Here is a 26,045-nt window from a genome sequence, read left to right as displayed (position 1 = left end):
GAGCCATTAAAACGCACTTTTGTTACTTACAAACGCTCAGCTACACATTTTTAGCGACCAAACCAAAAAAGCTGCGATCACTCGCAGCTTTTCATTAATCACCACATGTCTGATTAATAAATGTGGACTAAATTCATTTTTTCAACCTAAAGTTTCAATTGTGTTGCCTATAGCTTATTCACTTTTGGTCTATTTCAATTCGCCCGTGTACCGTAGAGATGTCTACATTTGCAGCCCCACCGTTGTGGATAAAGCGTAGCCAGCTACCTGGGCCATACTTAGGCTTTTGCGACTTTTCATCACTGATATTGTTTACAATGTTGCCGCCAGCGTGCGTCTCAATATCAAATTGTGCCGATACGCCATCTTGAAAGACAAATTCCATCGCACCGCCTACAGAATTCGCTTTTACGCTACCGTTCTTATTAAGACCTAAACTTGCGTAAGTCCTTCCATTAACCGTATTGATTTGCAGTACGTCCACCGCTTGAAGAGACACATCGATTCGACCGTTGACGGTTTCTACTGATACGTCTGGGCTATCGGAAGTGATGTCGAGCTTGCCATTAACTGACGCAAAGCTCACTGGCGTGTTTCCTGAGTGTGACGCTTCAATTTCGCCATTCACTGTTTCCGCCTCTAAACGGCCTCTCACATTCTCAAGCACGATATCGCCATTAACCGACTCAACTTCAACCCGCTCACCTATGTTTTTAAGGGTTACGTCGCCGTTTACCACCTCAACATCTACTGCTTTTGTTATACCTTCTGCAATAAGATCAGCATTGACTGCGGTATAGTGAAGGTCGCTTGCTGAAGGTATATAGATAACAAGGTCGTCGCCATCTTTACCTTTATTAAACCAGCTCTTTGAGTGGCGCTCGACTTCAACGTGTATAACCACGACATCTCCACGTCTTTCAAAGATAAACTCTTCAGTTTGATCGCCCAGTTCACCGGTGACACGAACCTGAGACTTATCCCAAACTCGGATGTCTGCTTTTCCGTTGATGTGTTCAATGTCCACTTTCGGCGAAGACGATGTGTCGATGGTCTTATCTACTTTTTCTCCTGCAAACGCCGCAGTAGCGATACTTAGCAGCGCAGTAGTAAGTAATACCTTGGCCCCCAAAGGTGCCATGAACGTGTGCAAAAATGTGCTTTTCGTATTTATATTCATCTTTAAACCCTTATTAAATTTGCTGCCACTTTGGCGCGTGCACTCGCTCAATTAAGGCAATCTGCTGTTGATATACGTGATGCAGCATTTTGATTAATGCTGAGTTGTCTGGATCGTCCTTTAATGCCGCTTTAATAACATCTGCAGCATCGTCCAATTCTTTCAATTGCTCTTGCCAATCTTCCGTTAGCGCCGTTGTACTTTCATAACTAGCAAGAAGACTATTCACTTGTTGTTGCTGCTGCATACTCATTGCGTCAATCAAGGCATAGCCATCGCTTCGACTTTCATCAGCTTTAAACGCAAAAGGAGCCGCAAACCACAATACAGTAACTAAACAAACGCTTGCGGCTATCGCCATCCACTGTTTTGATGTAACCGTAGATGATGAAGCGTCGTCTTGTGAAGCGTCGTCTTGTGAAGCGTCGCCTTGCTGCGATGTTATGCCGAGTTCAATACCTCGCCACAAATCTCGTTCTGGCTGCTTCTCTTTTGATATCTCAGAAATATGCTGAGCAAGCTTGTCGTCAAAATTACTCATCATCGACTCCCATAAAATCTTTCAATAATTGCTTAGCACGGAAAAATTGTGCTTTGCTTGAGCCCACTGCCATGTTCAACATGCTGGCAATGTCTTCATGCCTGTAACCTTCAATTGCATGGAGGACAAAAACCATTCTGGCTCGCTCGGGTAAGCGAATAACTAATGCTTCTAAATCCACATCGGTGCTGTTTTCTTCAGCCGGCATCTCGTTAATGCCGCTGTTTTCCAAGTTAAACATGCGCTGCACCCACCCTTTCTGCTTGCGCATATAAGAGATGGTAATGTTTGCCGTAACACTGTGTAACCATGTGGAAAATTGGCTTTGCCCATCAAAATTACCCAATTTTTTCCATAGCTGAATAAAGACTTCTTGCGAAGCATCTTCTGCCATTCCCTTTTCACCTGTAAGCCGGTAACAAAGCGCGTAGACTCGCCCAATATGTTCATCGTAAAGGGACCGAAACGCCTGCTTATCGCCCTTTTTCGCTTTAGATATCAGCTCATTTTCGCTTTTATTACCAAACACCACATTGGCGTGTACAACACGTTGTTGTGTGTGTTCCATTCTTTTCTCTTTGTTATTTGTGGTGCTGATTAGCAAAATACCAATCCGCATAGATAATTGCCCACTCAGAAGGTGCTGGCAAGTTTACTAGCAAAGCGTGGGAATGCAGGAATGGCTGTTCCCTTTCAAATTCCCAGAATGCAGCTAGGAAGCTTGCCAGACCTTCCCGAAGGGCGAGTTTAAAATGTCCGTACTCTTTGTTGTGTCACCTTGGTGTAGAACCACTATACCTGCGGTAACACGCCGCGATTACGAACATTTTAACTCTCGCTGAGTGGGTAATTATCTATGCGGACTGGTATAAGCACTTGTTAGTGTTATAAGGTTAGTCGTACCCTATAGTAGAAAGGTTTAAATGCACAAAAATATTTTTTGGAGATGCCATGTCTACCTCATTTTCTGTTAACGCTCTGTTTGCTGGAAAACCTCAGCCGCTAGGCCCTCGTGGGGCACCAAGCAGTATTGTTAAAGCCCCCGTCGACGCGTTAACGGTGCATATGGACAGAACCGATGAAGACGAACAGGCCAACAAACGGCTTCACGGTGGACCGGAGAAAGTGCTGCATCAGTTCAACCCGACCAACTATCTGACATTAAGAAAGCATTTTCCTGAAGGCGACTTTTCGCTGGGCAGCATTGGCGAAAACATCAGTGTAGAGGGCATGGACGATGCTACCGTTTATATCGGCGATATATGGAAGCTCGGCGAGGTAGAACTGCAAGTAAGCGCACCCCGTGCCCCTTGCAATAAAATCTCGCAACGCTTCGAAGTGCCCAATTTAGATAGATTTGTCGGAGAACGAGGTATCACTGGCTGGTATTACCGGGTTATTAAAACCGGAACCATCAGTGTTGGCGACGAAGTAACACTACTGCACCGTGAGGACGATACCGTTAATGTTCACACCCTAATGCAATGCGCCCATACCAAAGCAGACAAAGCCCTGGCCCAAAAGCTAGCGAATCTTGAGGCGCTTGATGACGAATGGCGCGGAAAATGCCAAAAAATTGCGGATAAGATTGCGGATAAATAAGCCATTTATCCGTAGCTTAAATTAAAAAGACGCCTGTTCACCTTCATTCAAAATAACCCAAGGCATTGCAGGGTTTAGCTGCTTCTTCATTTTCATAAGACGAAATAGCGCAGAATGTGACGTCTTGTCACCCATCATCCAGCTGGCATTTCCATAGCCCCAAGGCACTACGGCTTTACAGCCTAGGTCTTGGGCCGCAACAATGGCATCTTCTGGCGTAGTATGTACCTTGCGATACCATTTAGGTGAGGTTTCGCTGAAATAAGACGCTATAGGTAACAGGCAAACATCTATTTCACCAAAGCGCGCTTTAATATCCATGAAGTGCGGTGAATATCCCGTATCCCCCGCAAAGAACAATGTTTTGCCTTCATTCTCAAATACCCAACCACCCCACAGTGTCGCATTGTCGTCCTCGTACAAATAAGGCACCCAAATTCGGTTACTGAAATGATGGGCCGGCACGAAGTGGATAGAGGTTTTGCCTACGTTTTTGCTGGTATACCACGCCATTTCTTTAATGGTGTAGCCTCTATTAGGGAAGTGCTCTGCGAAACCTAACGGAACAAGATATTCGGGCTTTGTGCCTAATTCGGCAATATCGGCTTTATTGAAATGATCATAGTGAATATGGGAATAAACCACAGCATCGGTTTGTGCGAGTTTGTCTTCACCTACCTCAGCGGGTTCGTTGCGGCTGAACCCCTCCGCCAATCGAAAAGCCCAATTAACGGGCCAATCAAACTGCCCAAACACAGGGTCAATAAGTATTTGCTCACCACTTGCGGTGTTAAGTAAAAAACTTGCGTGCCCTAACCAGGTGACATTAAAGCCGGTGTTCGAGTTCACTGTCGGGTTGTTGCCAACGAACTGACAATTTTGCATGTCACTTTCACATTCAATATCGGCAGACGCTGGGTAGCAATCATTAGTGCACGTGACGGGGTATGCTTTAAAACCGTCGTAAATATTGCTGAATCTGTCCTCATACCCAGGTTCATTGGTGTGCTTGATTACAGCATTTTCACCTTCTATCTGAGTAACATGATTAGAGCTGGCGCAACCAGTCACGACACTTCCTGCTACTACTAGCGACGCCGACAACGTCGTTAACTTCTTTAAACTCATTACCATTTTTAAGATCGTGTCCTTGTAGCTCCAACCTAGCAGGCAAAGCGCTTAGTTGACTGCTGCGTCTATGCTTTATTTACTCAATTGTGCAGACATCAAGAGAACCGCAGTTTAGCGCAAGCACTAAGATAGCTGTTAACCGTTATTGTAAAGCGAGAAACCATCAGCACCACAGTAAATTTGTAACAATATAAAAGCGCGCGTTAGCGGCCGCATTTATCGTCACAAACCGATTAGTTGCAAATGATAACTATTATTAATAGTATGTTTAAAATTCTTTCCTGAAGCCATTATGCGTAAAACCCGAATACTCATTGTTGAAGATGACGCGACGTTAAGTGAACAAATCACACAGCTGTTGCAGTCTCGAGGATTTGACACTCGCCACGAAAGTGACGGTAACGCTGGATTACAAGCTGTGCTTGAGGAGAACTTTGACCTTGTGTTACTCGACATACGCCTTCCCTCTTTAAACGGCTTGTCGCTGTTAAACCAATTAAGGCAAATAAAGCAAACCCCGGTGATGATGATCACCGCGTCAGGTGCCGAGCAAGAAAGGATTGAAGGCTACCGTAAGGGCGCAGATGACTACTTACCCAAGCCCTTCAATTTTACTGAAATGATGCTTCGCATCGACGCACTGTTGCGACGCAGCAAAACACTAAACGACTCAGGCACGCAAAAGTCGGAAATCATTGTTGATGTGCTTTATTTAAATCGCATTCAGCAAGTTACCAAATACCACTCAAGACTACTCGAATTCACGCCAATACAATTTAAGCTTCTTTGGATGTTAGTAGATAACAAAGGGGAAACGTTGAGCAAAGCATTTCTTTATCACAGCGTGCTTAACAAACCCTTTTCGAGGTACGACCGAAGCTTAGATATGCATTTGTCTAGAGTACGCAAAAAGCTCGTTGAGACTGGCATGCCCCCTGAACGCCTTGCCACTGTCCACGGCCAAGGATATCGCTTTTCGTGAAAAATAAACTGCTATGGCGACTGTGCGCATTTATTGCCGTTGGTACTGTTCTGTTATTTTGGGCCATCGCGTAGCTTACCAATCATACCGAGACCAGCATGAGTTTTATCGATAAAGCTCATCAAGAAACCCTTTATTCCTATGGTCAAGAAGCGGAGAAAATCTACCTGGAGGATGGAGAACAAGCGTTAGCTGCTTTTTTGCAAGAAGTGAAGACAAAGGAAGACACGTGGCTTGCCGTAGTTAACTCCCAAATGACCACATTCGCTGACACCCAAATGTTAGATGAGTTTGTTGACCGATTTCAAATAGGCCGCAGCCCCGAATGGAAAATACATTTGTACTTTTCTGAAAACCCTGTGATGGAAGTCCCCTTCGTCGATGACAATACGCACTTTTTAATTCAACTTCCACAGCGTATGCGCCCAGGTTCGTTATTGCTCGCCACACGCTTAACGCTTCAAATTGCATTACCTCTAGTGATATTAAGTCTGTTGAGTTTTATGCTGTATCGACACCTAATGACGCCACTAAAGCAATTAGAAAATGCCACAAAAGATTTCGCAAATGGCAATTTAGAAGCCCGTGCAATGGCTGCAATGCCCAAGCGAAATGACGAACTTACTGGGCTTGCCCAAACGTTCGACAAGATGGCCCAAAGAACCAGCAGTCTCATTTATAATCAAAGAAGTTTGCTTGCTGATCTCTCTCACGAGCTTCGCACGCCTCTTGCCCGCATTGATATGGCAATAGACTTTGTAGAGCAAGACATTAATCGTGAACAAGCACTTTCACGCCTGCGTTATGAAGCGAGCACGATGAGAGAGCTTGTTGAAGATACCCTAACCTTTGCATGGCTAAATACAGAATCGCCACAATTGAACAGCGATGACTTTGACTTGGTAGAACTTATCAATGTTATTTGTGAAGATGCGCGGTTTGAATACCCTGATAGAACCTTGCATGTCGACACACCTGAATGCGCGAATATTGAAAAGAGCAGCCAGCTTGCTTTGGGGCAGGCGTTAGAAAATATTATTCGTAATGCTTTGCGTCATACCCCTGAGCAAAGCAAAGTGAGTTTAACGCTGACCAGCGATAATAATAACTATGTTATCACGGTTACAGACGAAGGCACCGGCGTCCCTGAATCAATGCTAGACGCCATATTCGAACCTTTTTTCAGGGTAGACAAGGCACGGGCAGCCAAAAACTACGTACATGCCGCAAAGCGCTCTGGCTTTGGTCTAGGGCTTGCACTGGCGAAACGTCAAATTGCCGCTGTGGGCGGCGACATTTCGGCGATAAATCGCGCTGCACTAATCAAAGGCAACGCATTACATAGAGACGCTAGCGCTACAAAGCAAACAGGGCTAGTCGTTACCATTACCCTGCCTAAGTCTTTTAATGCTGCTTTCGCAAATTGAGAAGTCTCTGCACACCAAGTAGTGTGCCAGTATAAACTAAGATACAGCAAAGCAAGCTTACCAGCCCTGCGATGGTCTGCCCTATAAAGCCAAAGTATTCTCCCGTGTGCAAAAAGCGGGAAGTACCCCAAGCCTGACTCCCTTTGGGCCAATCGGTTTTGTAAAGTGTCCTAGTGAATGTCACCGGTTCCCGTGTCGAAATACAGTGAATACGCTAACTCTTGCCTGTGCCCTATACTTTTATCGATATAAAACCGTGCAACACCCTCACTTTTGCCAATTTCCATCCACATGGAATACCAATCCTGATAGCCATTTTCATTGGCGTGTTGCTGAGCTTTGGTAAATAGCGTGTCGTAACTGACAACGTCGGCGTCTAGCGTCTCAGGCATAGCTTTCTTTTCGCGAGTAGGGACTTGTTCACCGTACATTCCATACAATGCTTTGTTTGCCCACTCAAAATAAAACAGGGTAGCCGTTAGTCCAATCACAGCTAAAAAAGGCAGTGACCACATACCAAAAACAAAATGCCAATGTCGGCGACGGTGCTGTTTATTAGTGTACTTTTGCCGTAACCACATTTGCTGCTTTAAGGATTTTTTCGATATGTGTTTGGGCAACCATATGATGACTCCCGATAACAGCAAAAAAATAAAAATAAGATTGCTATAAGCCGTTATGGTTTTGCCAATTAATTGGTAATCCCCTTCCATTAAAAGATATCGATGCAGGTCAGTTATGACATGAAATGCTTCTTCAACGACCCCTTCTCCTTCTCTTAATATATCTCCGGTATAGGGGTGAATAAGATAGCTGTGTTCGCCGGCCCATGCGGGAATTGCCGCTCCCTCGCTATTGACCCATCGAACAAAAATATGCGCTTCGTTAGGATGCTTTTCACGAAGTATTGCTACAACCCGCTCAGTCGAGATTACCGACTTTTCGATATCAATCGTTTGTGCATAAGCCATTTCACTTAGCTCTTTGAACTGGCGCTCGTAAGTGAGTAATACACCGGTAAAAGCCATAATGAAAACGACAATGCTGGCCAATAAGCCAGCAAAGAGGTGGGCCCAAAAGACCCACCTTTTAAACGTGGAAAAGTTCATCTAAAGGCGTTGCTTAGAAATCGTAAGTCACAGACAAACGAATATCTCGTCCAGCTTCTTGCGGACCAATAACGCTTGGGAATACTTCGCTGTAGTCACCCACACTTGAATGGTCGATATACGCTTCATCAAACAAGTTCGTTACCGCCAGATTTAAGCGAAGGTCGTTTGTGACTTCCCACTCGCCATAAATATCCACTAGGGTATAGTCTGCTTTGTTAAGTGAATAAAGCGAGTCGGTCCAACCGTTTTCCAAGGCCTGATGTAGTGTATCTATGTTGATGTCGTCAACCATAGTGATGTTAAAGCCAACGCTAATGTCTGCAGTAACGGTGTAATCTGCACCAAGTACCCACGTATTACCGCGACTATTACCTAAGCCAACAAACTCGTATCCGTTAATATCGATGCTGTTATAGGGTACGCTGTACAGATCTTCACGAGGCATCAATTCAACATCTACGCTTGAAAACCCAAAGTACACGTCAACAGAGTCCCAGCGATACGCAAGGTTAAACTCTACGCCAGATGATTCTAGGTCGCCGATATTATTAAATACCGAGTTGCCTTGATAACCGCTAAATAGCACATCATCAATAGTAGATTCATAGGCGCTAAGGCGCGCATTAAGGTTATTCGCGCTGTATTCGATTGACGCTTCAATATTAGTGACAGTTTCAGGCACCACGTCACTGGCAACAACGGGAACGTCCTCACCATCATATAAGTATTCGTCAAGCGTGAAACCATCACCAATTTGCTTACCGCGCGCCGCTTCTGCGTAACCAAGAGCAAGGGTCCAAGCTTCGGTAAGCTGATACTCAAGACCGACGTTAAAGCTAAGTTCATTGTCGTCTAGTCCAGATGGCTCATCGGTAACGGGTGTGCCGTAATAGTCATCGATCAAGATTTGTTGCTGAAAATCAAAGTCGTCATAACGAACACCGTAGCTCATCAACAACTCTGGTGTGATATTGCTATGAGCTTGCGCGTAAATACCCATTACGCTGCCTTCTTCTGCGTTCTGCACAGGACCTACGCCAGGACCACTTTCTACCTCATCTTTACGATAGTCGATACCGTAGGTGAATACGTGGTTTGAAATGTCGGTGGTGTTTCTAATATCAAAACCATAGGTATCGATATCAGACAAGAAATCGAAACGGCCGCCGCGGAACGATGATGAAGTTTGGTATGCAGTGGCCTCTAAGAAAACCAATGCGCTGTGGTCAAAGCGGTAGTTCGCTACGTAGGTATCACGCTCTGCTTCACTAGGATAAAGTGGAGCACCTTCTAGTACTACCCAGTTAGGTCTTGCCGAAAACTCACCCTCTTCATCGCGTTGCTCTGCACTTATTGAAAGGTATTGATTATCCGCAATGTAACCACTGGCTTTAAGGAACATGAGATCTTGATCTGCGGCAGTACCCAGCACTTCGTTGCCGTCGCCGTCTTCAAAGTTATCTCTGTCAACCGTGCTGTAATAACCTAGCAAGCCCCATGAATCACTTAGCTTTCCATAAAGGCTGCCGCTATATCGGGTGCCTTCGTTTGAGAAATAACTCGCTTTTACTCGACCACCAAATTGTTCGTCGCCTCTCAATAAATCTTGTGCATCTTTGGTTTTAAAGCGGATTGAACCACCAATGGCACCTGGGCCACTGGTTGCTTCACCTGCACCAGCCTGCACATCGATTTGCTTCAAAAGATCGGGATCTAGCGTTACGCGGCCTATGTGGTGAAATAGGGTTGAGGTTTGTTGCGCGCCATCTACGGTTACATTCAGGTAGGCATCTTCTAGTCCACGGATAAAGATTTTCTGTGCTACACCTACTGAACCGCCAACGCTGACCGACGGAGACTCTCTAAAAACGTCAGCTAAATCGTTTGCCTGAAACTGCTCAATATCCTCGGCAGTAATGCTCAAGTTAGTTGCTGCGCCTACCACAGCAACTCGCTCTATAGACTTGGTTTCTTCATTCTGGCTTTCTAGGGATTGCGCAAATACTACCGGACTGGATAGCGTGCACACTGCACTGGCTAAAACTAACTTTTTCAAGGATGTCTCCATTTGATAATCAACAATTACAAATAAGAAACATTCTCATTAACTTTAGTCTAAATGGATAGCACTTTTACATTTGTTACAATTCTCTCAGTTCTTCGCTGTCAAAGACTCACGCTCATTGTTGTAACGTACTTTCTGGCCTGCACGCAGACGTTCAGCTCCTCTCACCACAACCGAGCGCTTCGGGTTCACATCGCCAAACACTTCAATTCTATCGCCCATCCCCACCCCGGTTGTCACCTTAACCTGCTCCGCTTCATTATTTTCATTGAGCTGATAGATAAAGGTGCCCGACTTTCTTAGTACCAGTGCATCGCGGGGTATGGTGACACCATCATGAGTATCGCTGCTAGGCAGCGCCACGCGCACTGCACTACCTATAGGAAAGTCACCGGGGTTGATGGCAATTCGTAGCTCCATCATGCGCGATGTACTGTTGCCTACCGGTACAATGGCACGAATAGATTCTTCTACTTGGTTCACGTTATTGTGAACGCTTACGCTCATGCCGTTAGCAATATAGGGTAATACGTTGAGCGGTGCACGCACCTGAACTTCAACGCTATCAGGGTTTACCACGCGAAGCAGGGTTTGCCCTACCCCAGTGTATTCGCCCGGCGACTGTAGCCTTTCAACCACCAAAGCCGTAAAGGGAGCACGAATACTGCTTTGTGCTATCTGATATTCGGTGAATTCTAAATCCAATTTGGCTTGCGCTAACTCCTGCTTAGCATTCTCTAAGTCAGCTTGAACTTCCTCTAACTCACCTCTGGACGTGTTTTGACTTGCTTGAAGGTTTTTGTACCTCGCTAGACGTTTGGTAAACAGTTCAACCTGCGACTGCCATCTGGCAATATTTGAGGCATTTTGATTGCGGGTAATGCTTAAGCGAGTATCGTCGACTTTAACTAAAGGCTCCCCTGCTTTAACCACATCACCTACATCTGCCATCCAAGTGATGCGACCGTCTACCTCAGAGGCAAGGTTTGCATCGATAACGCTTAGTACCGTTCCAGGAACCCAGGTTAGTTGTGAAATCGCTTGCTCTCTGGCTTCATCTATTTGAACCAGCACCGGCGGTGGTTGCTTGCTATCCTGCGCGTGTGCGCTCAACGATACACTGCTTGCAAATAAGGCAAACACACTAAGGGCGAGAGTAGAAGTCATTGCTTTCATGGTTGTATTTTCCTTACACATGATCGTTGTATTTATTTTGTTTTACGGTGGATGAGGTAGTCGGCGAAGCGCCGGTGCTCTCTATGCGCTCGGCCAGGGGTTTGAGTATATTTACAGGTGACTTTGAAGCCGTCATACGCAGCAAGGTAGGCAGTAATAGCAAGGTGAATATGGTACTCACCGTCATTCCTCCCACAATAACAGCCGCAAGACCTCGGTAAATAACGCTGCCTGCACCTGGTAGCAACAGCAGGGGCAGCATGCCAAAGATTGAAGTCAGCGTGCTCATAAAGATAGGCCGTAAACGTAGTTTGATTGCTTGTTCTACCGCGTCATCACGGGTCAGCCCTTCTTGCTCTCCTATACGAGTCTGATGCACGAGTAAAATGGCATTGTTCACCACAAGCCCTAGCAAAATAATGAAGCCAATCATGGTTAACAGGTCCATGGGCTGGAAGGTAAAGATGTTCATGATACGAATAGCAATCACCCCGCCCACCGTGGCTAGCGGAATAGAAAGTACTACCAGCACGCTGTCTTTTAACGATTTAAACAACCCCGCCATTAACAGCAGTAGCAACACCATGGCAAAAAGAAAGTTATCAGCCATCGAGGCAATAGCGCCTTTTAAGCTATCCGCGCTACCACCATAATTAATAGCGCCATCGGTAGGCATCATGGCCATAATGGCAGGTTCAACCTCAGAGGTAATCACTTTCATGGCTTCTTCTAAACTCATACCCTCTGGCGGATTTACGTTTAGCGTAAGGGTTCTTCGACCATCAATGCGCTGAATACGACTTGGCCCTACGGCTCTTTCAATACCTACCAGTTCGCCTAATTGCACCACCTCGCCTGATGGCGTCATGACTGGCGTGCTATTTAAGTCTTCGGGTGTAAACCAGGGGGCTGAGCGGAAGATAATATTCATGCGTTTGGTGCCATCGAAGTACTCCCCCACATACATACCATCACCCATGGCACGTACCAGGTTCCCCATACTGCCGCGATTTAACCCGACTTCCATCATTCGGCTGTCATTAGGGTAAAAGCGAAGCTCTGGTTCGGCTTGCTCTAGAGGAGGATTCGAACGCGCATTAGCGTTAGGGAAAACTTCTCTCAATTTGTCTAAACCTGCTTGCGCAGCGATGCCGAGCATGGCTTGGTCGGTACCTTGAAGATGAATGTCGATTGAGCGACCGTTTCCAAAGCCGCCGAACAAATTGCCTTGTTGTGAAAAGGTCTGTGTATCCGGCAAATCCTTTAAAATTTCATCGCGAACAATGGCTTCTAACTCTTTGACCTTAGACTGATCTTTAGCGCGCACACCCAAATTTCCGCCATTTGGCCATGTGATAATGTAGTAGTTTTTCAGCGCTGGCTGCTTTTCTCCGTCCATATAAGGCTGCAGTCGCTCAACGATAATTGGCATCACTTCTTCGCTAATAAAGTTTTCACTAGCACCTGCAGGCAAACTTAAGAAGGCGTCAACGGCATCGCGTTTTACGGGTGGCAAATAGTCCATGGAAGGCATAAGCAGAACACTACCTGTTATAGGCACGCCCATGAGCGTTATAACTAATACAAGGCGGCGAAGCGGCGTGCTTGATAGCGACATAATAGCGCGGGTTATCTTTGCCCATACCCGCTGTAAGCTATCAGCTGGCATGTTGCCATTAAGATATCGAGCGGCAACAACAGGCAATACCGTTACCGCAACCACTAGCGACATACACACTGCAATGGCAATGGTAAGAGCGAGGTCAGCAAACAATTGCCCTTCAACATCTTCCAAAAACATGACGGGAATAAAAATAGCAACGGTGGTGGCTGTTGACGCCATGAGGGCACCAAACACTCCTTTCGTTCCCCGATGGGCACAATCCTCCATGTGCGTTTGTGAATGTGGGTCTTTATTTTCGATTTCGGCTTCGGCGCTCTTGCGCGTTCTTACAATGTTTTCCAGCACGACAATAGCGGCATCTAGCACCATACCTACCGCGAAGGCGAGTCCTGCCAGTGAAATGATATTGAGCGAGCGACCGGTAAGTTGAAGCACCACAAAAGTGCTAAGTAGTGAGATAGGAATGGCCAATGCCACAATGAGCGTTGCCCGCAGCTGGCGCATAAAGAGCCAAAGCACGGCAATGGCAAGCAGCACGCCTATAAATAAATTGCTGGTAACTAGCTGCACCGCTCTATAGATAAACACTGAGGCATCGAAGCTTTGCGCCATTACTAACTGTTCAGGGGCCAAGTCCTGTTCGTTTATTTGTGCAACTTTTGCTTTTACGGCTTCTAAGGTAGCTAAAACATTGGCGTTGTTTTGTCTGTCTACGCGAATAGATATAGCCGGATTGCCGTTTTGCACACTGTAGTTTGCACCGTCAGCGCGGGTGATTTTAATTTCGGCAATGTCATTTAGCGTGATAGGGCTGCCGTCTCGCCATTCAAGGATCATTTCACCCATTTGCGTAGGCTCGTAGCGACCTTCAAAACGCAGGGTATAGCGTCTTCTGCCCACATCGACAAAGCCGCCTGAAATATCATTCGCACGCCCCAACTCGTTGGCAACTGCCGTTAGGTCAATGCCTAACTGCGCCGCTTTAAACGGGTCGAAAACAATTTGAAACTCCTCAACGCCGCCAACCCCGCTTTCCATACGCGCCCTTGCAACGCCCGGGATGGATTCAAGCTGAGGTTTAATGACATCGGTAAAAAAGGTTACATAGGTATTAATTTCGTTTGGATTGCCCGGAAGGCGCTGAAGAAAAAAGTAGGTCAAAGCGGGGGCGTCTCCCCCACTTCCAGCAAGCATAATATTAGGGGACAAGGCATCGCGAGGTAGTGGCGGTACGCGATTCATGCGGCTAATCACTTCAATGAGCGTTTTCTGCATGTCCGTATCTAAACCAAACTCTAGATTAATCCACGCATTACCTTGGTTTGCCCATGCATTCATCGACTCAAGGCCAGGGATCCCTTGCAGCACTTCCTCTTGAGGCTCAATGATCTCAGATTCGATTTCTTGAGGCGACGCAGCGCGCCAAGAGGTCTGGATGTTAATATTCGGTCTTTCAATGTCAGGAAACAGCTGTACAGGTAAATTAAACAGGCTATATAGCCCTAAAAATACCAGCAGTGTTATTCCGATACCTACCCCAGTCGCGTTTTTTATTGCTTGCTTAGTGATGTCCATAATATGGCACTTATGCTTTTTATTGTTTGGTTTACTATAGGTCGCAGGAATGACAGAAAAAGTTTAAAGCCATGACACTAAGAATTTCAGCGATTATTAACATTTTGTTTAAATACCGTTTAAAAAACGTTATTTATCGCAGATGAGTGGACCTCAAAAATACGCCATTTGTCGGCGCTGGACATATTTGCTTACACCCATCGTTAATTAGGCGTCGCGACGTGGAGTGAGGGTAGGGATATTTTAAACTCGCCCTTCGGGAAGGTCTGGCAAGCTTCACTCTGGGAATTTGAAAAGCAACGGCCATTCCTACATTCCCACGCTTTGCTAGGAAACTTACCAGCACCTTCTGGGTGGGCAATCATCTATGCGGATTGGTATTGTTCTTTAAGTATCGAACAAAAATTTAGAGCAAAAAAAAGCCGCTCTAGGAGCGGCTTTTTTCAAATACGTCAGCGATTACGCTTCAGCAATGATGATCACTTTGATTGAAGTGATAACGTCAGAGTGAAGTTGTAAGTCGATGTCATACTCACCAGTTTCACGAAGAGTACCAGTAGGTAGTTTAACTTCTGCTTTTTGTACTTCAACGCCAGCTGCAGTGATTGCATCAGCGATGTCACGAGTACCAACAGAGCCAAAAAGTTTACCTTCGTCACCAGCAGGAGCTGCGATTGTAACTTCAGCAAGCTCAGCAACTTTTTCAGCGCGTGCGTTAGCAGCAGCTAGTTGCTCAGCAATTTTCGCTTCAAGTTCAGCACGACGTGCTTCGAACTTTTCAACGTTGTCTTTAGTTGCAGGAACCGCTTTACCCTGTGGGAAAAGGAAGTTACGAGCGTAACCAGACTTAACAGTCACTTGGTCGCCCAGGCCGCCAAGGTTGGCGATTTTATCTAGTAGGATGATATTCATCTTAGCTAACCCTTATATTCGCCAAATTACTTGTGTGAATCAGTGTACGGAAGCAACGCAAGGAAACGTGCGCGCTTGATCGCAGAAGACAGCTGACGCTGATATTTTGCGCTTGTACCAGTAATACGGCTAGGGACAATTTTACCGCTCTCAGTGATGTAGTTCTTAAGAGTAGCGATATCTTTGTAATCAATCTCAGTCACACCTTCTGCAGTGAAACGGCAGAACTTACGACGTCTGAAAAAACGAGCCATGGGTGATCTCCTTAAGCGTTGTCTTCAGTGGTTTCAGTTTTCTTTTCCGCGCGATCTTGGCGAGGAGCAGAATCGTCACGACGCTCACGACGAGGCTCTTCTTTCATCATTGGAGAAGGCTCAGTCACAGCAGTCTTAGTGCGCATAACCATGTTACGTAGGATCACGTCGTTGAAACGGAAAGCATTTTCCAATTCATCAACAGCTTCTGCAGACGCTTCAGCATTGATTAGTACGTAGTGGGCTTTGTGCAGCTTTTCAATTGGGTAAGCCAGTTGACGACGGCCCCAATCTTCTAAACGATGAATCTGACCACCGTCTTGCTTTAGGATTGTGGTATAACGCTCGATCATACCAGGTACTTGTTCACTCTGATCAGGGTGAACCATAAATACGATTTCGTAATGACGCATTATAGCTCCTTACGGTTGTAGCCTCGACAGTACAGCCGACTGTATGGAGACAAGGAACGAATTGGGATGGCTGTAAGGGCGCGCATTATACGCAGCAGTTACTAATTGCACAAGCATTAATCACCTTTAGAACAATCATTTGCCCTTTCCCCAAACACTACGCTCAGACATCTAATCAAAATACTGTTTATTTATACAGTAAAATACTGTACAGTTTTTGTGTCTTTAATAAACAGGGGACCTACCATGGCCATTACCACACAGTATGTTGTTACGCACAAAGGGGTAGAAAAATTGGTAACTACCGACAAAAAAGAAGCCGATCAGTATGACAAAATGCTCGATGCAGCAGATAACCTTGCTGACTACATTCATGCGAAGGGCATCAAGCTAGACGATAGCGTAGTGGAAGAGCTCACCATCATGCTGTCTAAAAACAAAGATAAAATCAGTAAGATTTTCAAAGGCGCTACCGCAGAAAGCGTATTAGAAGATGAAAGCGCAGAAGTGGTAAAGCTACAAGCTAACGGCTGATAATTTAGGCACGCCTCTCTTTTGCGTCGTTATGATGAGCAATTAATAAGAGCAATTGCCGCTTTAGGCTGATGAGATCTGATAGCATAGCTATACGCAAAAATGTTATTTGATAACATTACCTCAACGCGGCAATGTGTTTTCTCTGGTTTTTAACTGGGTGAACAGACGTGTCGCTTTTGCTAATGTGAACATAAGACGTAAATACAGGTCGGGCTTAGCGTGAATACCATCAATAAAAAAAATAGCACTCACTCCCAGCGCAACGCAGTGTCTGAAGAGCACAACGCAGTGAATAAAGGGCGCAACACAGCGATTGAAGTTAGCAATTTACAGTTTTCGTATACCAAAGAAAGTCCTCCCATCGTTGACATTAAAGCGTGGCAAGTTTCGCAAGGTGAACACGTTTTTCTTTCAGGGCCTTCGGGTAGCGGAAAGAGCACATTGCTCAATTTGCTGTGCGGAACATTAACTCCAACTCAGGGCGACATCGCTTTATTAGCGCAGCCTTTCTCCGCATTATCGAACCGACAGCGGGACAAGTTTAGAGCACGCAATATCGGCGTTGTTTTTCAACAATTTAATCTTATTCCCTACCTTTCTGTGGCACAGAACATTAATGCGGCGGTGTATTTTGCAAGTACAAACGTCAGCAAGACAGCATCAGACGCAAAGCTTCGTCATTTACTGGACAAGCTACAGCTGCCTTCTCACGTGCTGCATGCGAAAGCTGACGCATTGAGTATTGGTCAGCAGCAGCGCGTTGCCATTGCCAGAGCACTGATTAACGACCCACAATTATTAATTGTCGATGAACCTACCTCTGCCCTAGATACCGATGCCAGAGATAGTTTTATGTCGCTGCTAAAAGACGTTGCAGGTGAAAGCACCATGATTTTTGTTAGTCACGATAAAGCCATGGAGAGTTATTTCGACCGCCACTGCAGCATGAGTGAATTAAACCCAAGTACAAACCACATAAAAACGCGAGGCGATGAGGCCACAAAAGCACAGGAGCGTGCGTAATGCTAAGTACCATTGCTATTGAAAGCTTAAAGCGCAGGAAAACAACGGCAATCCTCACACTTTTAAGCATTACCATCAGCATTAGTTTACTTTTGTGCGTGGACATTATTCGCACCCAAGTTAAAACCAGTTTTACGCGCACCGTTTCTGGTGTAGATCTTATTGTTGGCGCACCAAGTGGACAGCTTAATTTACTCCTGTCATCAGTGTTTAATATAGGCACTCCCACCAAAGGTATTGAATATAAAAGTATTGCGGCGCTTCAATCTAACAAGCAGGTATCGTGGCTTATCCCACTATCTTTGGGTGATACCCACAGAGGTTTTAGAGTAGTAGGTACGACCAACAGCTTTTTCGACCACTTTAAATACGGTGATATGCAATCACTTGAAATGGCAGCAGGCTCGGCATTTACGCAGCCACTGTCTACCGTTGTTGGCGCAGATATCGCCAAATCATTGGGGTACAAGGTAGGGGATAAGATTATTATTTCCCATGGTCTGGGTAGCGTATCGTTCAACAACCATGATGATCACCCTTTCACTATCTCAGGCATAGTTAAGAAAACCGGTACGCCCGTAGATAAAGCCGTATACGTTACCCTACAGGGACTTGAAGAAGCCCACACAGGACCTAAACATTCGCCCACCTCAATGTTAGGCCGTAAATCTGCTGACAAGGCGAACGAGCATGAGCATGAGCATGAGCATGAGCATGAGCATGAGCATGAGCATGACGAGCATACAAAAGAACATGCAGTTTACAATAGCGAAGCGTTTACGCCTGAGTCAGTATCCGTGGTGATGCTGGGGCTTAAACATCGGGTAACTGCACTGCAGCTTCAGTATCAAATTAATCAAAGTAAAAAAGAGCCGCTAATGGCTATTCTACCGGGCATGGCACTCGCAGAACTTTGGCAAATTATGGGAAATGTTGAATCGCTATTGCTTGGCCTTTCCGGTCTTATCGTCATCTGCGCGCTTATTGGGCTTGCGACTATGCTGCTAGCAACGATGAGGGAGCGTTATCAAGAAATCGCCGTTTTACGAACTATAGGCGCAGGACCGTTTACCTTACTGCTACTCATACAGATTGAAGCGATGCTGCTTACGATTGTGAGTGCCGCACTGAGTTTAGGCTTGGTAGCTGGGCTTATGAGCGCACTAAAACCTTGGTTAAGCAGTACCTATGGGTTGTTTTTAAGCAGCCCGCTGTTTGGACAAAGCAGTGTTATTATCATTTTACTGATACTGGGGTGCACATACTTGGTTTCACTATTCCCCGCTGTGGCGGCCTACAGACGCGGCCTACACGCGGGACTAAACGCGAACTCATAAATACCCATGCCTACAGCGTTGTTTCGGGTTTTGTCAGCTTCTATTTAGCCCCACATCTGTGCGCAAATAGGCAATAGGTCTTTTAATGGAGCGAGCTTAAGCGAGCTGGAGTGAGTATTACTCTCCTACTCACTTATCTGTACTGAAACGCAATATTAGCTCGTGAACCTGATTAACCGTTGCGCGCAAATCGTGGCTTGCTGCAAGCGATGCTTCAGATGAACGCTGGGTTTCAGACGCGCCGTCAGCGACTTCTACTAACTGCTGGTTAATATGCTCTGCCACCGTGCTTTGTTCTTCTACCGCTGAAGACATCTCTACCGTGGCATCAGCGATACCTTTCACTGCATTGTTAATTTCAAACAATGCACCTCGGGTTTCTTCTACTATAGCGCTGCCGTGCTCAGCTGAAGCTAGCCCTTCCGTCGATACCCTTACAGCTCGATCAGAACGCTCAGCCAATTCATTAATGATGTTGTGGATTTTATCGGTCGATTCGCGAGTTTTCGAAGCTAAAGTACGAACCTCATCGGCAACAACCGCAAAACCTCTTCCTTGTTCGCCAGCCCTTGCAGCTTCAATCGCAGCATTAAGCGCTAACAGGTTAGTCTGCTCAGCGATGGTCGAGATGATATTGGCCGCTTCGCCAATATCGCTGGTTGACTGAGCCAACTCTGTCACTGTGGTAGAAATAGACTCTACCGCCTCGCGCAACGCTACGATCGCCTGCATGGCTTGTTCTGCTTTTTGGTTGCCTGTCTCTACATTGGATGCCGCTGTCCTTGCGCTCTTTGCGTTACTTTCTACTCGTTCGGCAACTTCTTGAATCGCTTGACTCATTTGTGTTACCGCAGACGCAATTTGCTGTGTAGCTTGATTTTGCTGAACAACCGCGGCACTGGTGCTTTCTGCTTGCTCATGCGTGGTGTTAGCAATTGATTCGAGCCCCGCTGACGCATCTTTAATTCGGGTTAATGCCGTGCGATTTCTGGCAAGTTCACACCCCAGTGCAAGTTTGGCTTGGCTTATGTGAGGGGGGTCTGGGAAGTAGGTTTGTGCCACCGTTTCATTCGCGTAGCTTTCTGGGCTAAGAGAAAGCAGCGCGCCCCAGTCTTTTCTTGTCTTGGCTTCTTGAGCAATCATTAAAACTATAGCTCCAAGCAGCGCAATGCCAGCCGCAGCGGCGCCGTGGGTAAATGCAAGAGCTATTACTAAGACAGCACTTATCAGCAACGTAGGCGCCAGATGCATTAGGTTTTGAGCTAAGCGCGACATTGGTGATACCGCTGACTTTCCTTGCTGCATTCTTGCATAAACACCGGAAGCACGCGTTATTTCATCATTCAACGCTGGAACTCGAACGGACTCATAGCCGACAACGGTTTTCCCCTCGTACACAGGCGTTACGAATGCCGAAACCCAATAATGATCGCCATTTTTTCTTCTATTTTTAACGAGACCTAACCAGCTCTGCCCAGATTCCAAAGTACGCCACATCTCTTTGAATACGGGGGCTGGCATATCTGGATGACGGATAACATTGTGGTTTTTACCAATGAGTTCTTCACGAGTATATCCGCTCGCCTCTACAAATTCGCTATTGCAATGCTGGATAACACCGCGCTTATCGGTCGAAGATATCAGGCGATGATGTGCTGGAAACTTATATTCTTTTTGGGTAACTGGCTGATTGTTTCTCATTCGGTGCTTTCTCCATGTAGCAAAGCAACCATCCGTTAATCGTAGGAAATGTTGCTTACCTCCTAAGACTAGAACATAAACAAATTCTGTCTAGCAGGAAGAAAAAATTAGAGAAATTCTATATTCTATCAGCTATTTAGGAAAGCAATTTATACTTTAGGCTAGAGGTAACAAAACGGTAACGCGCGTACCCTTTCCTTCTTCGCTAGTGATATTTATCTTTCCGTTGTGCTCTTCAACAATAGTCATGGAAATAGACATTCCCAACCCTGTTCCCTCGCCGGGTGGTTTAGTTGTAAAAAAGGGCGTGAATATTCTATCCAGTGTTTCTTTCGACATACCAATACCCTCGTCTTCTACGATAAGCATGGCGCTTTTGTCATCTTGCTGCACTTTTAGTGTTATGGACTTCCCTTCTGGTGTTGCATAAATAGCATTGGTCACAAAGTTAACCAACACCTGCTGAATCTGTCCTGCATTACCAAGGAAATAGACATCCTTATCGGGTACTTCTACATTAAGTTTGTTTTTGTACCTGTGCAGGTTATTCGTGAGCTTGATCACCGTGTTCATGGCGTCAATGGCACTAATTTGTGTATGCTTTCCTGAACCAGGATACGAAAAACTTCGCAGCGCTTTTACAATTTCAATAATACGTTCAATGCCCTCGTGAGATTCATTGAACATCTCTGTAATTTCGCTCGCACTTTCTTGTAGTGAAAAGCGTTTTTCCAGCGCCTCGAACTGCGACTCTACCTCTCCACCAGCAGTGCGACAAAGCTTGCCTATTTCTTCTAACGCGTGTTGATAGTCGCTAAAAATTTCTTTTGCAACCACCGTATTGCTTCGAACATAGCCGATAGGGTTATTGATTTCGTGTGCTATACCCGCAGCAAGTTGCCCCAACATCGCCATCTTGTCTGCACTAACCAGCCTTTCTTCTAGAAAGTCTCTGTCTTTTTTAACCGAACTCAATTCTATTTGCCGACTGGTGAGCTCAGTTTTTTTGTTCTGGTAACGAGACGTAATGTTTAGATAATGTTTGGAGGTATCAAGAACGTGAAGCGTTTCTTCTTCTAAGTGATCGTCTTTGGTAAGTAACACGAGCCAAGCGAATTCGCCGTCTGCCATCTCATGCATGAAGTGAAGTAAGCGCGCCTCTTTTTGAGTGTCGGGTCGCTGAACTGCAGTAACACACCAATGGGAGTAACTGTCCCTTAAGGAAAGTGGTGTTTCAAACTTAATCAATTCGGCAAGCTCTGGGGAGCTACGCCAACCCTCTTCATAAGTAAGTACTTGGTTATCTTCACCCACTACTAGTTCATCATTTTTTCACAATGAATGCTTTTCCACAATGGGCATTACTAAATTCCACCGCCGATTCTAAGGCAGAGAATATAAAACTTTTACCTGGCTGGGCATTGGAAAGCTGTGATGCAGCTCTGTTGAGGTAGAGCAGCTCTCGCTCTCGCTGCTTCGAATCATTTAGTGCTTTTCTAAGCGCTTGGTTTGCTAGATAAGCATCTTGAGAATAGGTTTCTAAGAAAGATTCTGCGTTTTTACGCGCAATTTTTTGACGCTTAAGTTGTCGCTCTAACGAGTTAACGCGGGCTTCCAGCGCAAGAATACGCTCGTGTTCGGTGGAATACGATGTTTCACTCACCAAGAAGCCCTCCATTTAAATCGCCGATAAAATCTCAGAGCGCCATGCGTCTCAATAGGGCCTATCGAACCATAGAGTTCTGCGGCCGCTAGCTAACTAGCCTATCAAGGAGTGTTATTACTCTCTCACTGGCTTGTTCCATTTCTATAAGCTTAGCATCAGCTTCAGCGTTGTTGCCATTTTGTTTAGCTAGAACGGCAGCGATACCGCTACTATGCACTTTTGCATGCGGCGCTTCAATCTCTCTGAATGCCGTTGTCTGGCCAATCGCTTTGTTAGCATTGTCGCTATACCACTGCCCAAGGCGGCAGTTCTTATGATCGCCAAAGTCCGCTACAGATTTATTGCTGTAACCGCACAGCACCGCATAAACCTCGGCCTTCCACACTACATGATCCAATTTTACTGTTTGAATGAACGTAGCAATTGCGCCTTCGCTAATAGTGGACTTCATACTGTCACAGTGTTGTACCATAACTTCGTAGCTGCCATTTAGCTGATTAATGCCGGTCCCTAGCTGCTCATTGTTACCGCGCAGCTCATTAACACCTGAAACCGCTTTGGAAGTAGACTGAATTATACCGTTCACCAGCTCAGATACTTCTGTTGCTGATTTGTTGGTTTCTGTCGCCAATGCGCGTACTTCATCAGCAACAACACTAAACCCGCGGCCTGCATCGCCTGCTCGCGCAGCTTCGATAGCAGCGTTTAGCGCAAGTAAGTTAGTTTGATCAGAAATACTCGTAATAGTAGTAACAAATTTATTAATGTTATCTGCTGTTGTTGATAGCCCCGATATACGTTCACTCATGCTGCCCATTTGGACATTAAGCCCGCTCATGTCGGTAACAATTTTGCTTAACGTAGTAGCGGAGTCACTAAAGAGCTCATGAATATTAGCCACTGACTGATTCTCAGCGTCAATACGCTGATAAGTGGTCAACACCGTTTCACGAATACCTTCTAATTGACGCATACCATCAATAATGCACTTCATTACAACGGAATCGTTCGACGATGCGTGCTGGCTACTTGCAGCCTCAATGGCATTAATGAGCTCACTATTTTCTGCCTCTAAAACGTCAATTTTGTCTAAGGCTTCTTGCACTCTTGCTTCTAGTTTACGTACTTGCGCTTCTTTTTCTTCGTATTTACTGCGAGATACAAACATGTGTGGTTACCGATATGTTTTTATAGAGTTATTTTGTTCAGATTAACAGATATTCAGACCATTTAACTATTAGTCTGAAGTAGCGTTATGCATTGAATATCGGCAGATTTTCTAAATTCGATACATTTAAAACGACGCGTCCAGTTTCTTATCTAACGTTACGAAAAGTGTAAGTACCCTAAAATGATGAGTGCTAACCATAAGGTTTCTGCGAAAATCATAATTATTGGTCGCACACCAACATTGATGAGCTGACCCAAGTTTGATTTCATTCCAATCGCGGCTATGGAAACGATGAGGAAAAAACGTGAGATTTGACTCCCCATCTCTACAAGACTTTCAGGTAAAACAAAGAAGCTGTTCACGAGCATCATCATTACGAAGCCGACTAAAAACAGTGGTATTTTAGGACTGTTTGTTTGGCGGCTTTTGATACCAACAGATAAGGTTTTTGCTACGACTAACACCATAATCATAACTACTGGAACTAGCATAGCCACCCTAACAAGTTTAGTTAGCGTCGCCATATCACCTACTTCCTGAGAAATCGAGTACCCTGCCCCTACAACTTGCGCAACATCATGAATAGTGCCACCTAGAAAAATGCCGGCTTCACTGTCTGACAGGTTTAGCTGAACAGCGATAATAGGATAGAGTACCATGGCGATTGTAGACATAGCGGTAACGCCAATAACGGTAACTAGTGTATCTCGCTCATGGTGCTGGCCTTTGGGTAGAATGGTAGATATAGCTAATGCAGCGGATGCGCCACAGATGGCAACTGCGCCTCCTGTTAAGGCACCTAACTGCCCTTTTAACCCAAAAATTTTAGCGAGGCCAATTCCAAGCAAAATAGTCGTTAAAATGGCAAAGCACAATAAGCCCAGCGTATCCCAACCCAGTGCCGTTAAATCTTCAAGTGCGAGCCTTAAACCAAGGAGTACAACACCTGTACGTAATAGAGTACTGGCACAGAAATCAATACCTTCGGTACTTGGTGAATCGGCTCGATAGAGGAAAGAAACAGCCATTCCTATCAGAAGAGCAAACAGCATGGCAGGGGAACCGTAGTGATCGCTGAGAAAAAGAGCCGCCAAGCCGGTTATGACCGAAACGCTTACTCCCGGGAGAATCGCTTGATATCTAATATTCATACTTTTATTTATTAATTATAGTTATTACTTAAAAGGCCTATCACTACAATAGCTTGATTTTCGTAGGCCTCTAGAGAACGAATCCCTACTCTCGCCAGAGTTAAACGCAACTTATATCTCTTCGTGCTGGTGTTCATGAGAGTGGGCGTGTAAATGGTCATTATCATCACGACATGGCTCACCCGGCAACTCAAACTCTATCGTGGTATGAGCAAGTTCAAAGGGGGCTAAACGCTCGTGAACTTCCTTTTTGAGTGCTCTCAGTTTGTCATTGTCTATTGCACAGTTTATTACCACGTGTGCAGTAAGCACGTGCTGCTCTCCGTCAAGCGACCAAAAATGTACATGGTGAATTTCTTCAACGTGCTCGATTTTCAAAAGCGTGTTGCTAATAGCATTCCTTGTAGCCAAGTCAGGTACGCCCTGTAGAAACAAAGACATGGTCTGCACAACATACCGAACAACATTGACCAAAATAAATAGCGTAAAACCAATAGATAAAATTGGGTCGAGTATAGGCCATTCAACAAAATGGAGCACAATGGCTACTACCAGTACCGCTACCCACCCCATCGTGTCTTCAATTAAGTGCCAGTTAAGCACCTTTTCATTCATCGAATGACCGCCGTGGAGTTTATAAGCTGCAAATCCGTTCACGACAATACCGAGGATCGCTAATCCAATCATACCCTCTGTAACGGGCATTTCGGGGTTAGATAAACGAGGGATGGCCTCAGACAACACCCAAATTGAGCCAATCACCAAGATAACGCCGTTAATCATAGCTCCCATAAGGCTTAGCCGTTTGAAGCCATACGTATACTTTTCGGTAGATGCTTTATTCCCGAGCTTACTTAAATACCACGCCAGACCTATGGATAGAGAGTCTCCTAAATCATGAACAGCATCTGCCATTATGGCGACACTGTTAGTAAGCCACCCCCCGATGAATTCAATAATAGTAAAGATGAAATTTAGCCAGAACGCCCATCCAATGCGTGTGGAATCTGTGCCTAGCGCTTCAGCATGCGCACCGTGGTGATGGCCGTGATGCTGACCTTTATGATGATTGGAGGCGGTAGTGCTGTGATTGTGGTGATGCATAATAACAACTCACATGAGATCGTATATTGAGCTTAACGTGATGTGTACCCAGGTGCGAACAAAATATCGAGCACAGGTCATTAACAAGTCCCTGAGATAATTTGTAAATAGTGAGTGAAACAAGCACCTTTAAATTTTAACCCACCCTCTAATACAACCTTATATTATTGTTTTATTTGACAATAAGCGAAAAACAACAAAAATAAGACCGACAGCCAAATGTTAATTTTTTGAGAACAGCATTGATCTTTATGTGTCAGTCGCTTAATGTAATGTAAGCGCTTTCAAACAGCCATTTTTATTTGACCTAAATTGTAAGCGCTTACAAAAAGCTTTTTACGTGGCATTTGCCACTACATAA

At 45.3% G+C, this 26,045-nt stretch carries 21 protein-coding genes and 2 pseudogenes; 6 read left to right on the top strand and 17 right to left on the bottom strand.

From position 1 onward, the window contains the following. Positions 1-178 precede the first annotated feature (178 nt). Genes QME20_RS02230 through QME20_RS02220 form a run of 3 tightly spaced genes read right to left on the bottom strand, consistent with a single transcriptional unit; the run spans position 179 to position 2,289 of the window. Positions 179-1,180: a DUF4097 family beta strand repeat-containing protein gene (locus QME20_RS02230; protein WP_014977658.1), complete on the bottom strand. Its 1,002-nt coding sequence runs from the start codon at positions 1,178-1,180 to the stop codon at positions 179-181. 13 nt (positions 1,181-1,193) lie between these two features. Further along, a complete protein-coding gene (locus tag QME20_RS02225; RefSeq protein ID WP_061486736.1) occupies positions 1,194-1,721 on the bottom strand; it encodes a hypothetical protein in 528 nt (175 codons plus the stop codon). Then, the gene (locus QME20_RS02220) at positions 1,714-2,289 is read right to left on the bottom strand and encodes an RNA polymerase sigma factor (protein WP_014951111.1); all 576 of its coding nucleotides are present in this window, start codon (positions 2,287-2,289) and stop codon (positions 1,714-1,716) included. The genes QME20_RS02225 and QME20_RS02220 overlap by 8 nt, the downstream gene beginning before the upstream one ends. 383 nt (positions 2,290-2,672) lie before the next feature. Here QME20_RS02220 and QME20_RS02215 point away from each other — a divergent pair, with 383 nt between their 5' ends. Beyond that, positions 2,673-3,323 (top strand): MOSC domain-containing protein, encoded by a 651-nt coding sequence (locus tag QME20_RS02215; RefSeq protein WP_239240939.1) that lies wholly within the window; start codon positions 2,673-2,675, stop codon positions 3,321-3,323. A 21-nt stretch (positions 3,324-3,344) separates the two neighbouring features. Here the strand turns inward: QME20_RS02215 and QME20_RS02210 are convergent, their stop codons facing one another. After that, positions 3,345-4,457, bottom strand: coding sequence for an MBL fold metallo-hydrolase (locus QME20_RS02210; RefSeq protein WP_281715368.1), 1,113 nt, complete (start codon positions 4,455-4,457; stop codon positions 3,345-3,347). Positions 4,458-4,746: 289 nt separating this feature from the next. Between QME20_RS02210 and QME20_RS02205 the strand changes: the two genes are divergently transcribed. Both QME20_RS02205 and QME20_RS02200 read left to right on the top strand, forming a co-directional pair. Next, entirely contained in the window at positions 4,747-5,436 is a 690-nt protein-coding gene (locus QME20_RS02205; protein WP_014977663.1) for a response regulator transcription factor, read from the top strand. Next, a pseudogene (locus QME20_RS02200) lies at positions 5,433-6,863 on the top strand (sensor histidine kinase). The gene QME20_RS02205 and the pseudogene QME20_RS02200 overlap by 4 nt, the downstream one beginning before the upstream one ends. On the opposite strand, the pseudogene QME20_RS02195 reads toward QME20_RS02200, so the two are convergent. From QME20_RS02195 to rpsF, 7 genes and pseudogenes are all read right to left on the bottom strand, one after another. Beyond that, positions 6,841-7,972, bottom strand: a pseudogene (locus tag QME20_RS02195) (PepSY-associated TM helix domain-containing protein). The pseudogenes QME20_RS02200 and QME20_RS02195 sit on opposite strands and share 23 nt — an antisense overlap. Before the next feature lie 13 nt (positions 7,973-7,985). Beyond that, positions 7,986-10,031, bottom strand: coding sequence for a TonB-dependent receptor (locus QME20_RS02190; RefSeq protein ID WP_281715367.1), 2,046 nt, complete (start codon positions 10,029-10,031; stop codon positions 7,986-7,988). 96 nt (positions 10,032-10,127) lie between these two features. Further along, positions 10,128-11,216 (bottom strand): efflux RND transporter periplasmic adaptor subunit, encoded by a 1,089-nt coding sequence (locus tag QME20_RS02185; RefSeq protein WP_168463113.1) that lies wholly within the window; start codon positions 11,214-11,216, stop codon positions 10,128-10,130. A 13-nt stretch (positions 11,217-11,229) separates the two neighbouring features. Beyond that, positions 11,230-14,415, bottom strand: a complete 3,186-nt coding sequence (locus QME20_RS02180) for an efflux RND transporter permease subunit (RefSeq protein ID WP_049585677.1) — start codon at positions 14,413-14,415, stop codon at positions 11,230-11,232. 459 nt (positions 14,416-14,874) lie between these two features. Continuing rightward, complete coding sequence (rplI, locus tag QME20_RS02175) at positions 14,875-15,327, bottom strand: 50S ribosomal protein L9 (protein ID WP_012519953.1); 453 nt, start codon at positions 15,325-15,327, stop codon at positions 14,875-14,877. A gap of 26 nt (positions 15,328-15,353) precedes the next feature. Continuing rightward, complete coding sequence (gene rpsR, locus QME20_RS02170) at positions 15,354-15,581, bottom strand: 30S ribosomal protein S18 (RefSeq protein WP_012519954.1); 228 nt, start codon at positions 15,579-15,581, stop codon at positions 15,354-15,356. A gap of 11 nt (positions 15,582-15,592) precedes the next feature. Further along, entirely contained in the window at positions 15,593-15,994 is a 402-nt protein-coding gene (gene rpsF, locus QME20_RS02165) for a 30S ribosomal protein S6 (RefSeq protein ID WP_014951120.1), read from the bottom strand. 246 nt (positions 15,995-16,240) lie between these two features. On the opposite strand from rpsF, the gene QME20_RS02160 reads away from it, so the two are divergent. The 3 genes from QME20_RS02160 (at position 16,241) to QME20_RS02150 (ending at position 18,891) form a co-directional block, all read left to right on the top strand. Beyond that, a complete protein-coding gene (locus tag QME20_RS02160; RefSeq protein ID WP_014951121.1) occupies positions 16,241-16,528 on the top strand; it encodes a YebG family protein in 288 nt (95 codons plus the stop codon). Between the two features lie 222 nt (positions 16,529-16,750). After that, the gene (locus QME20_RS02155) at positions 16,751-17,554 is read left to right on the top strand and encodes an ABC transporter ATP-binding protein (protein WP_080986363.1); all 804 of its coding nucleotides are present in this window, start codon (positions 16,751-16,753) and stop codon (positions 17,552-17,554) included. Continuing rightward, positions 17,554-18,891 (top strand): ABC transporter permease, encoded by a 1,338-nt coding sequence (locus QME20_RS02150; RefSeq protein WP_239244230.1) that lies wholly within the window; start codon positions 17,554-17,556, stop codon positions 18,889-18,891. The genes QME20_RS02155 and QME20_RS02150 overlap by 1 nt, the downstream gene beginning before the upstream one ends. 129 nt (positions 18,892-19,020) lie before the next feature. On the opposite strand, the gene QME20_RS02145 is transcribed toward QME20_RS02150, so the two are convergent. The 6 genes from QME20_RS02145 to QME20_RS02120 form a co-directional block, all read right to left on the bottom strand. Further along, positions 19,021-20,592, bottom strand: coding sequence for a PAS domain-containing methyl-accepting chemotaxis protein (locus QME20_RS02145; protein ID WP_061096105.1), 1,572 nt, complete (start codon positions 20,590-20,592; stop codon positions 19,021-19,023). Positions 20,593-20,748: 156 nt separating this feature from the next. After that, positions 20,749-21,906 (bottom strand): ATP-binding protein, encoded by a 1,158-nt coding sequence (locus QME20_RS02140; protein ID WP_281715366.1) that lies wholly within the window; start codon positions 21,904-21,906, stop codon positions 20,749-20,751. A gap of 10 nt (positions 21,907-21,916) precedes the next feature. Continuing rightward, positions 21,917-22,255, bottom strand: a complete 339-nt coding sequence (locus QME20_RS02135; protein WP_281715365.1) for a hypothetical protein — start codon at positions 22,253-22,255, stop codon at positions 21,917-21,919. An 88-nt stretch (positions 22,256-22,343) separates the two neighbouring features. Continuing rightward, entirely contained in the window at positions 22,344-23,426 is a 1,083-nt protein-coding gene (locus tag QME20_RS02130; protein ID WP_281715364.1) for a methyl-accepting chemotaxis protein, read from the bottom strand. Between the two features lie 158 nt (positions 23,427-23,584). Continuing rightward, the gene (locus QME20_RS02125; RefSeq protein WP_168532764.1) at positions 23,585-24,580 is read right to left on the bottom strand and encodes a YeiH family protein; all 996 of its coding nucleotides are present in this window, start codon (positions 24,578-24,580) and stop codon (positions 23,585-23,587) included. Between the two features lie 111 nt (positions 24,581-24,691). Beyond that, positions 24,692-25,684 (bottom strand): cation diffusion facilitator family transporter, encoded by a 993-nt coding sequence (locus tag QME20_RS02120; RefSeq protein ID WP_168532766.1) that lies wholly within the window; start codon positions 25,682-25,684, stop codon positions 24,692-24,694. Between the last annotated feature and the right edge of the window lie 361 nt (positions 25,685-26,045).

Source organism: Alteromonas sp. CyTr2 (assembly GCF_947311905.1).
Classification (GTDB): Bacteria; Pseudomonadota; Gammaproteobacteria; order Enterobacterales; family Alteromonadaceae; genus Alteromonas; species Alteromonas macleodii.
The sequence above is the reverse complement of the archived record's forward strand: the minus strand, read 5'-3'. Positions and strand labels throughout refer to the sequence as shown.

Coding starts and splice junctions, on each gene's coding strand:
- QME20_RS02230 (WP_014977658.1), bottom strand. CDS start 1,180: ATGAATATAAATACGAAAAGCACATTTTTGCACACGTTCATGGCACCT.
- QME20_RS02225 (WP_061486736.1), bottom strand. CDS start 1,721: ATGAGTAATTTTGACGACAAGCTTGCTCAGCATATTTCTGAGATATCA.
- QME20_RS02220 (WP_014951111.1), bottom strand. CDS start 2,289: ATGGAACACACACAACAACGTGTTGTACACGCCAATGTGGTGTTTGGT.
- QME20_RS02215 (WP_239240939.1), top strand. CDS start 2,673: ATGTCTACCTCATTTTCTGTTAACGCTCTGTTTGCTGGAAAACCTCAG.
- QME20_RS02210 (WP_281715368.1), bottom strand. CDS start 4,457: ATGGTAATGAGTTTAAAGAAGTTAACGACGTTGTCGGCGTCGCTAGTA.
- QME20_RS02205 (WP_014977663.1), top strand. CDS start 4,747: ATGCGTAAAACCCGAATACTCATTGTTGAAGATGACGCGACGTTAAGT.
- QME20_RS02185 (WP_168463113.1), bottom strand. CDS start 11,216: ATGAAAGCAATGACTTCTACTCTCGCCCTTAGTGTGTTTGCCTTATTT.
- QME20_RS02180 (WP_049585677.1), bottom strand. CDS start 14,415: ATGGACATCACTAAGCAAGCAATAAAAAACGCGACTGGGGTAGGTATC.
- rplI (WP_012519953.1), bottom strand. CDS start 15,327: ATGAATATCATCCTACTAGATAAAATCGCCAACCTTGGCGGCCTGGGC.
- rpsR (WP_012519954.1), bottom strand. CDS start 15,581: ATGGCTCGTTTTTTCAGACGTCGTAAGTTCTGCCGTTTCACTGCAGAA.
- rpsF (WP_014951120.1), bottom strand. CDS start 15,994: ATGCGTCATTACGAAATCGTATTTATGGTTCACCCTGATCAGAGTGAA.
- QME20_RS02160 (WP_014951121.1), top strand. CDS start 16,241: ATGGCCATTACCACACAGTATGTTGTTACGCACAAAGGGGTAGAAAAA.
- QME20_RS02150 (WP_239244230.1), top strand. CDS start 17,554: ATGCTAAGTACCATTGCTATTGAAAGCTTAAAGCGCAGGAAAACAACG.
- QME20_RS02145 (WP_061096105.1), bottom strand. CDS start 20,592: ATGAGAAACAATCAGCCAGTTACCCAAAAAGAATATAAGTTTCCAGCA.
- QME20_RS02130 (WP_281715364.1), bottom strand. CDS start 23,426: ATGTTTGTATCTCGCAGTAAATACGAAGAAAAAGAAGCGCAAGTACGT.
- QME20_RS02125 (WP_168532764.1), bottom strand. CDS start 24,580: ATGAATATTAGATATCAAGCGATTCTCCCGGGAGTAAGCGTTTCGGTC.
- QME20_RS02120 (WP_168532766.1), bottom strand. CDS start 25,684: ATGCATCACCACAATCACAGCACTACCGCCTCCAATCATCATAAAGGT.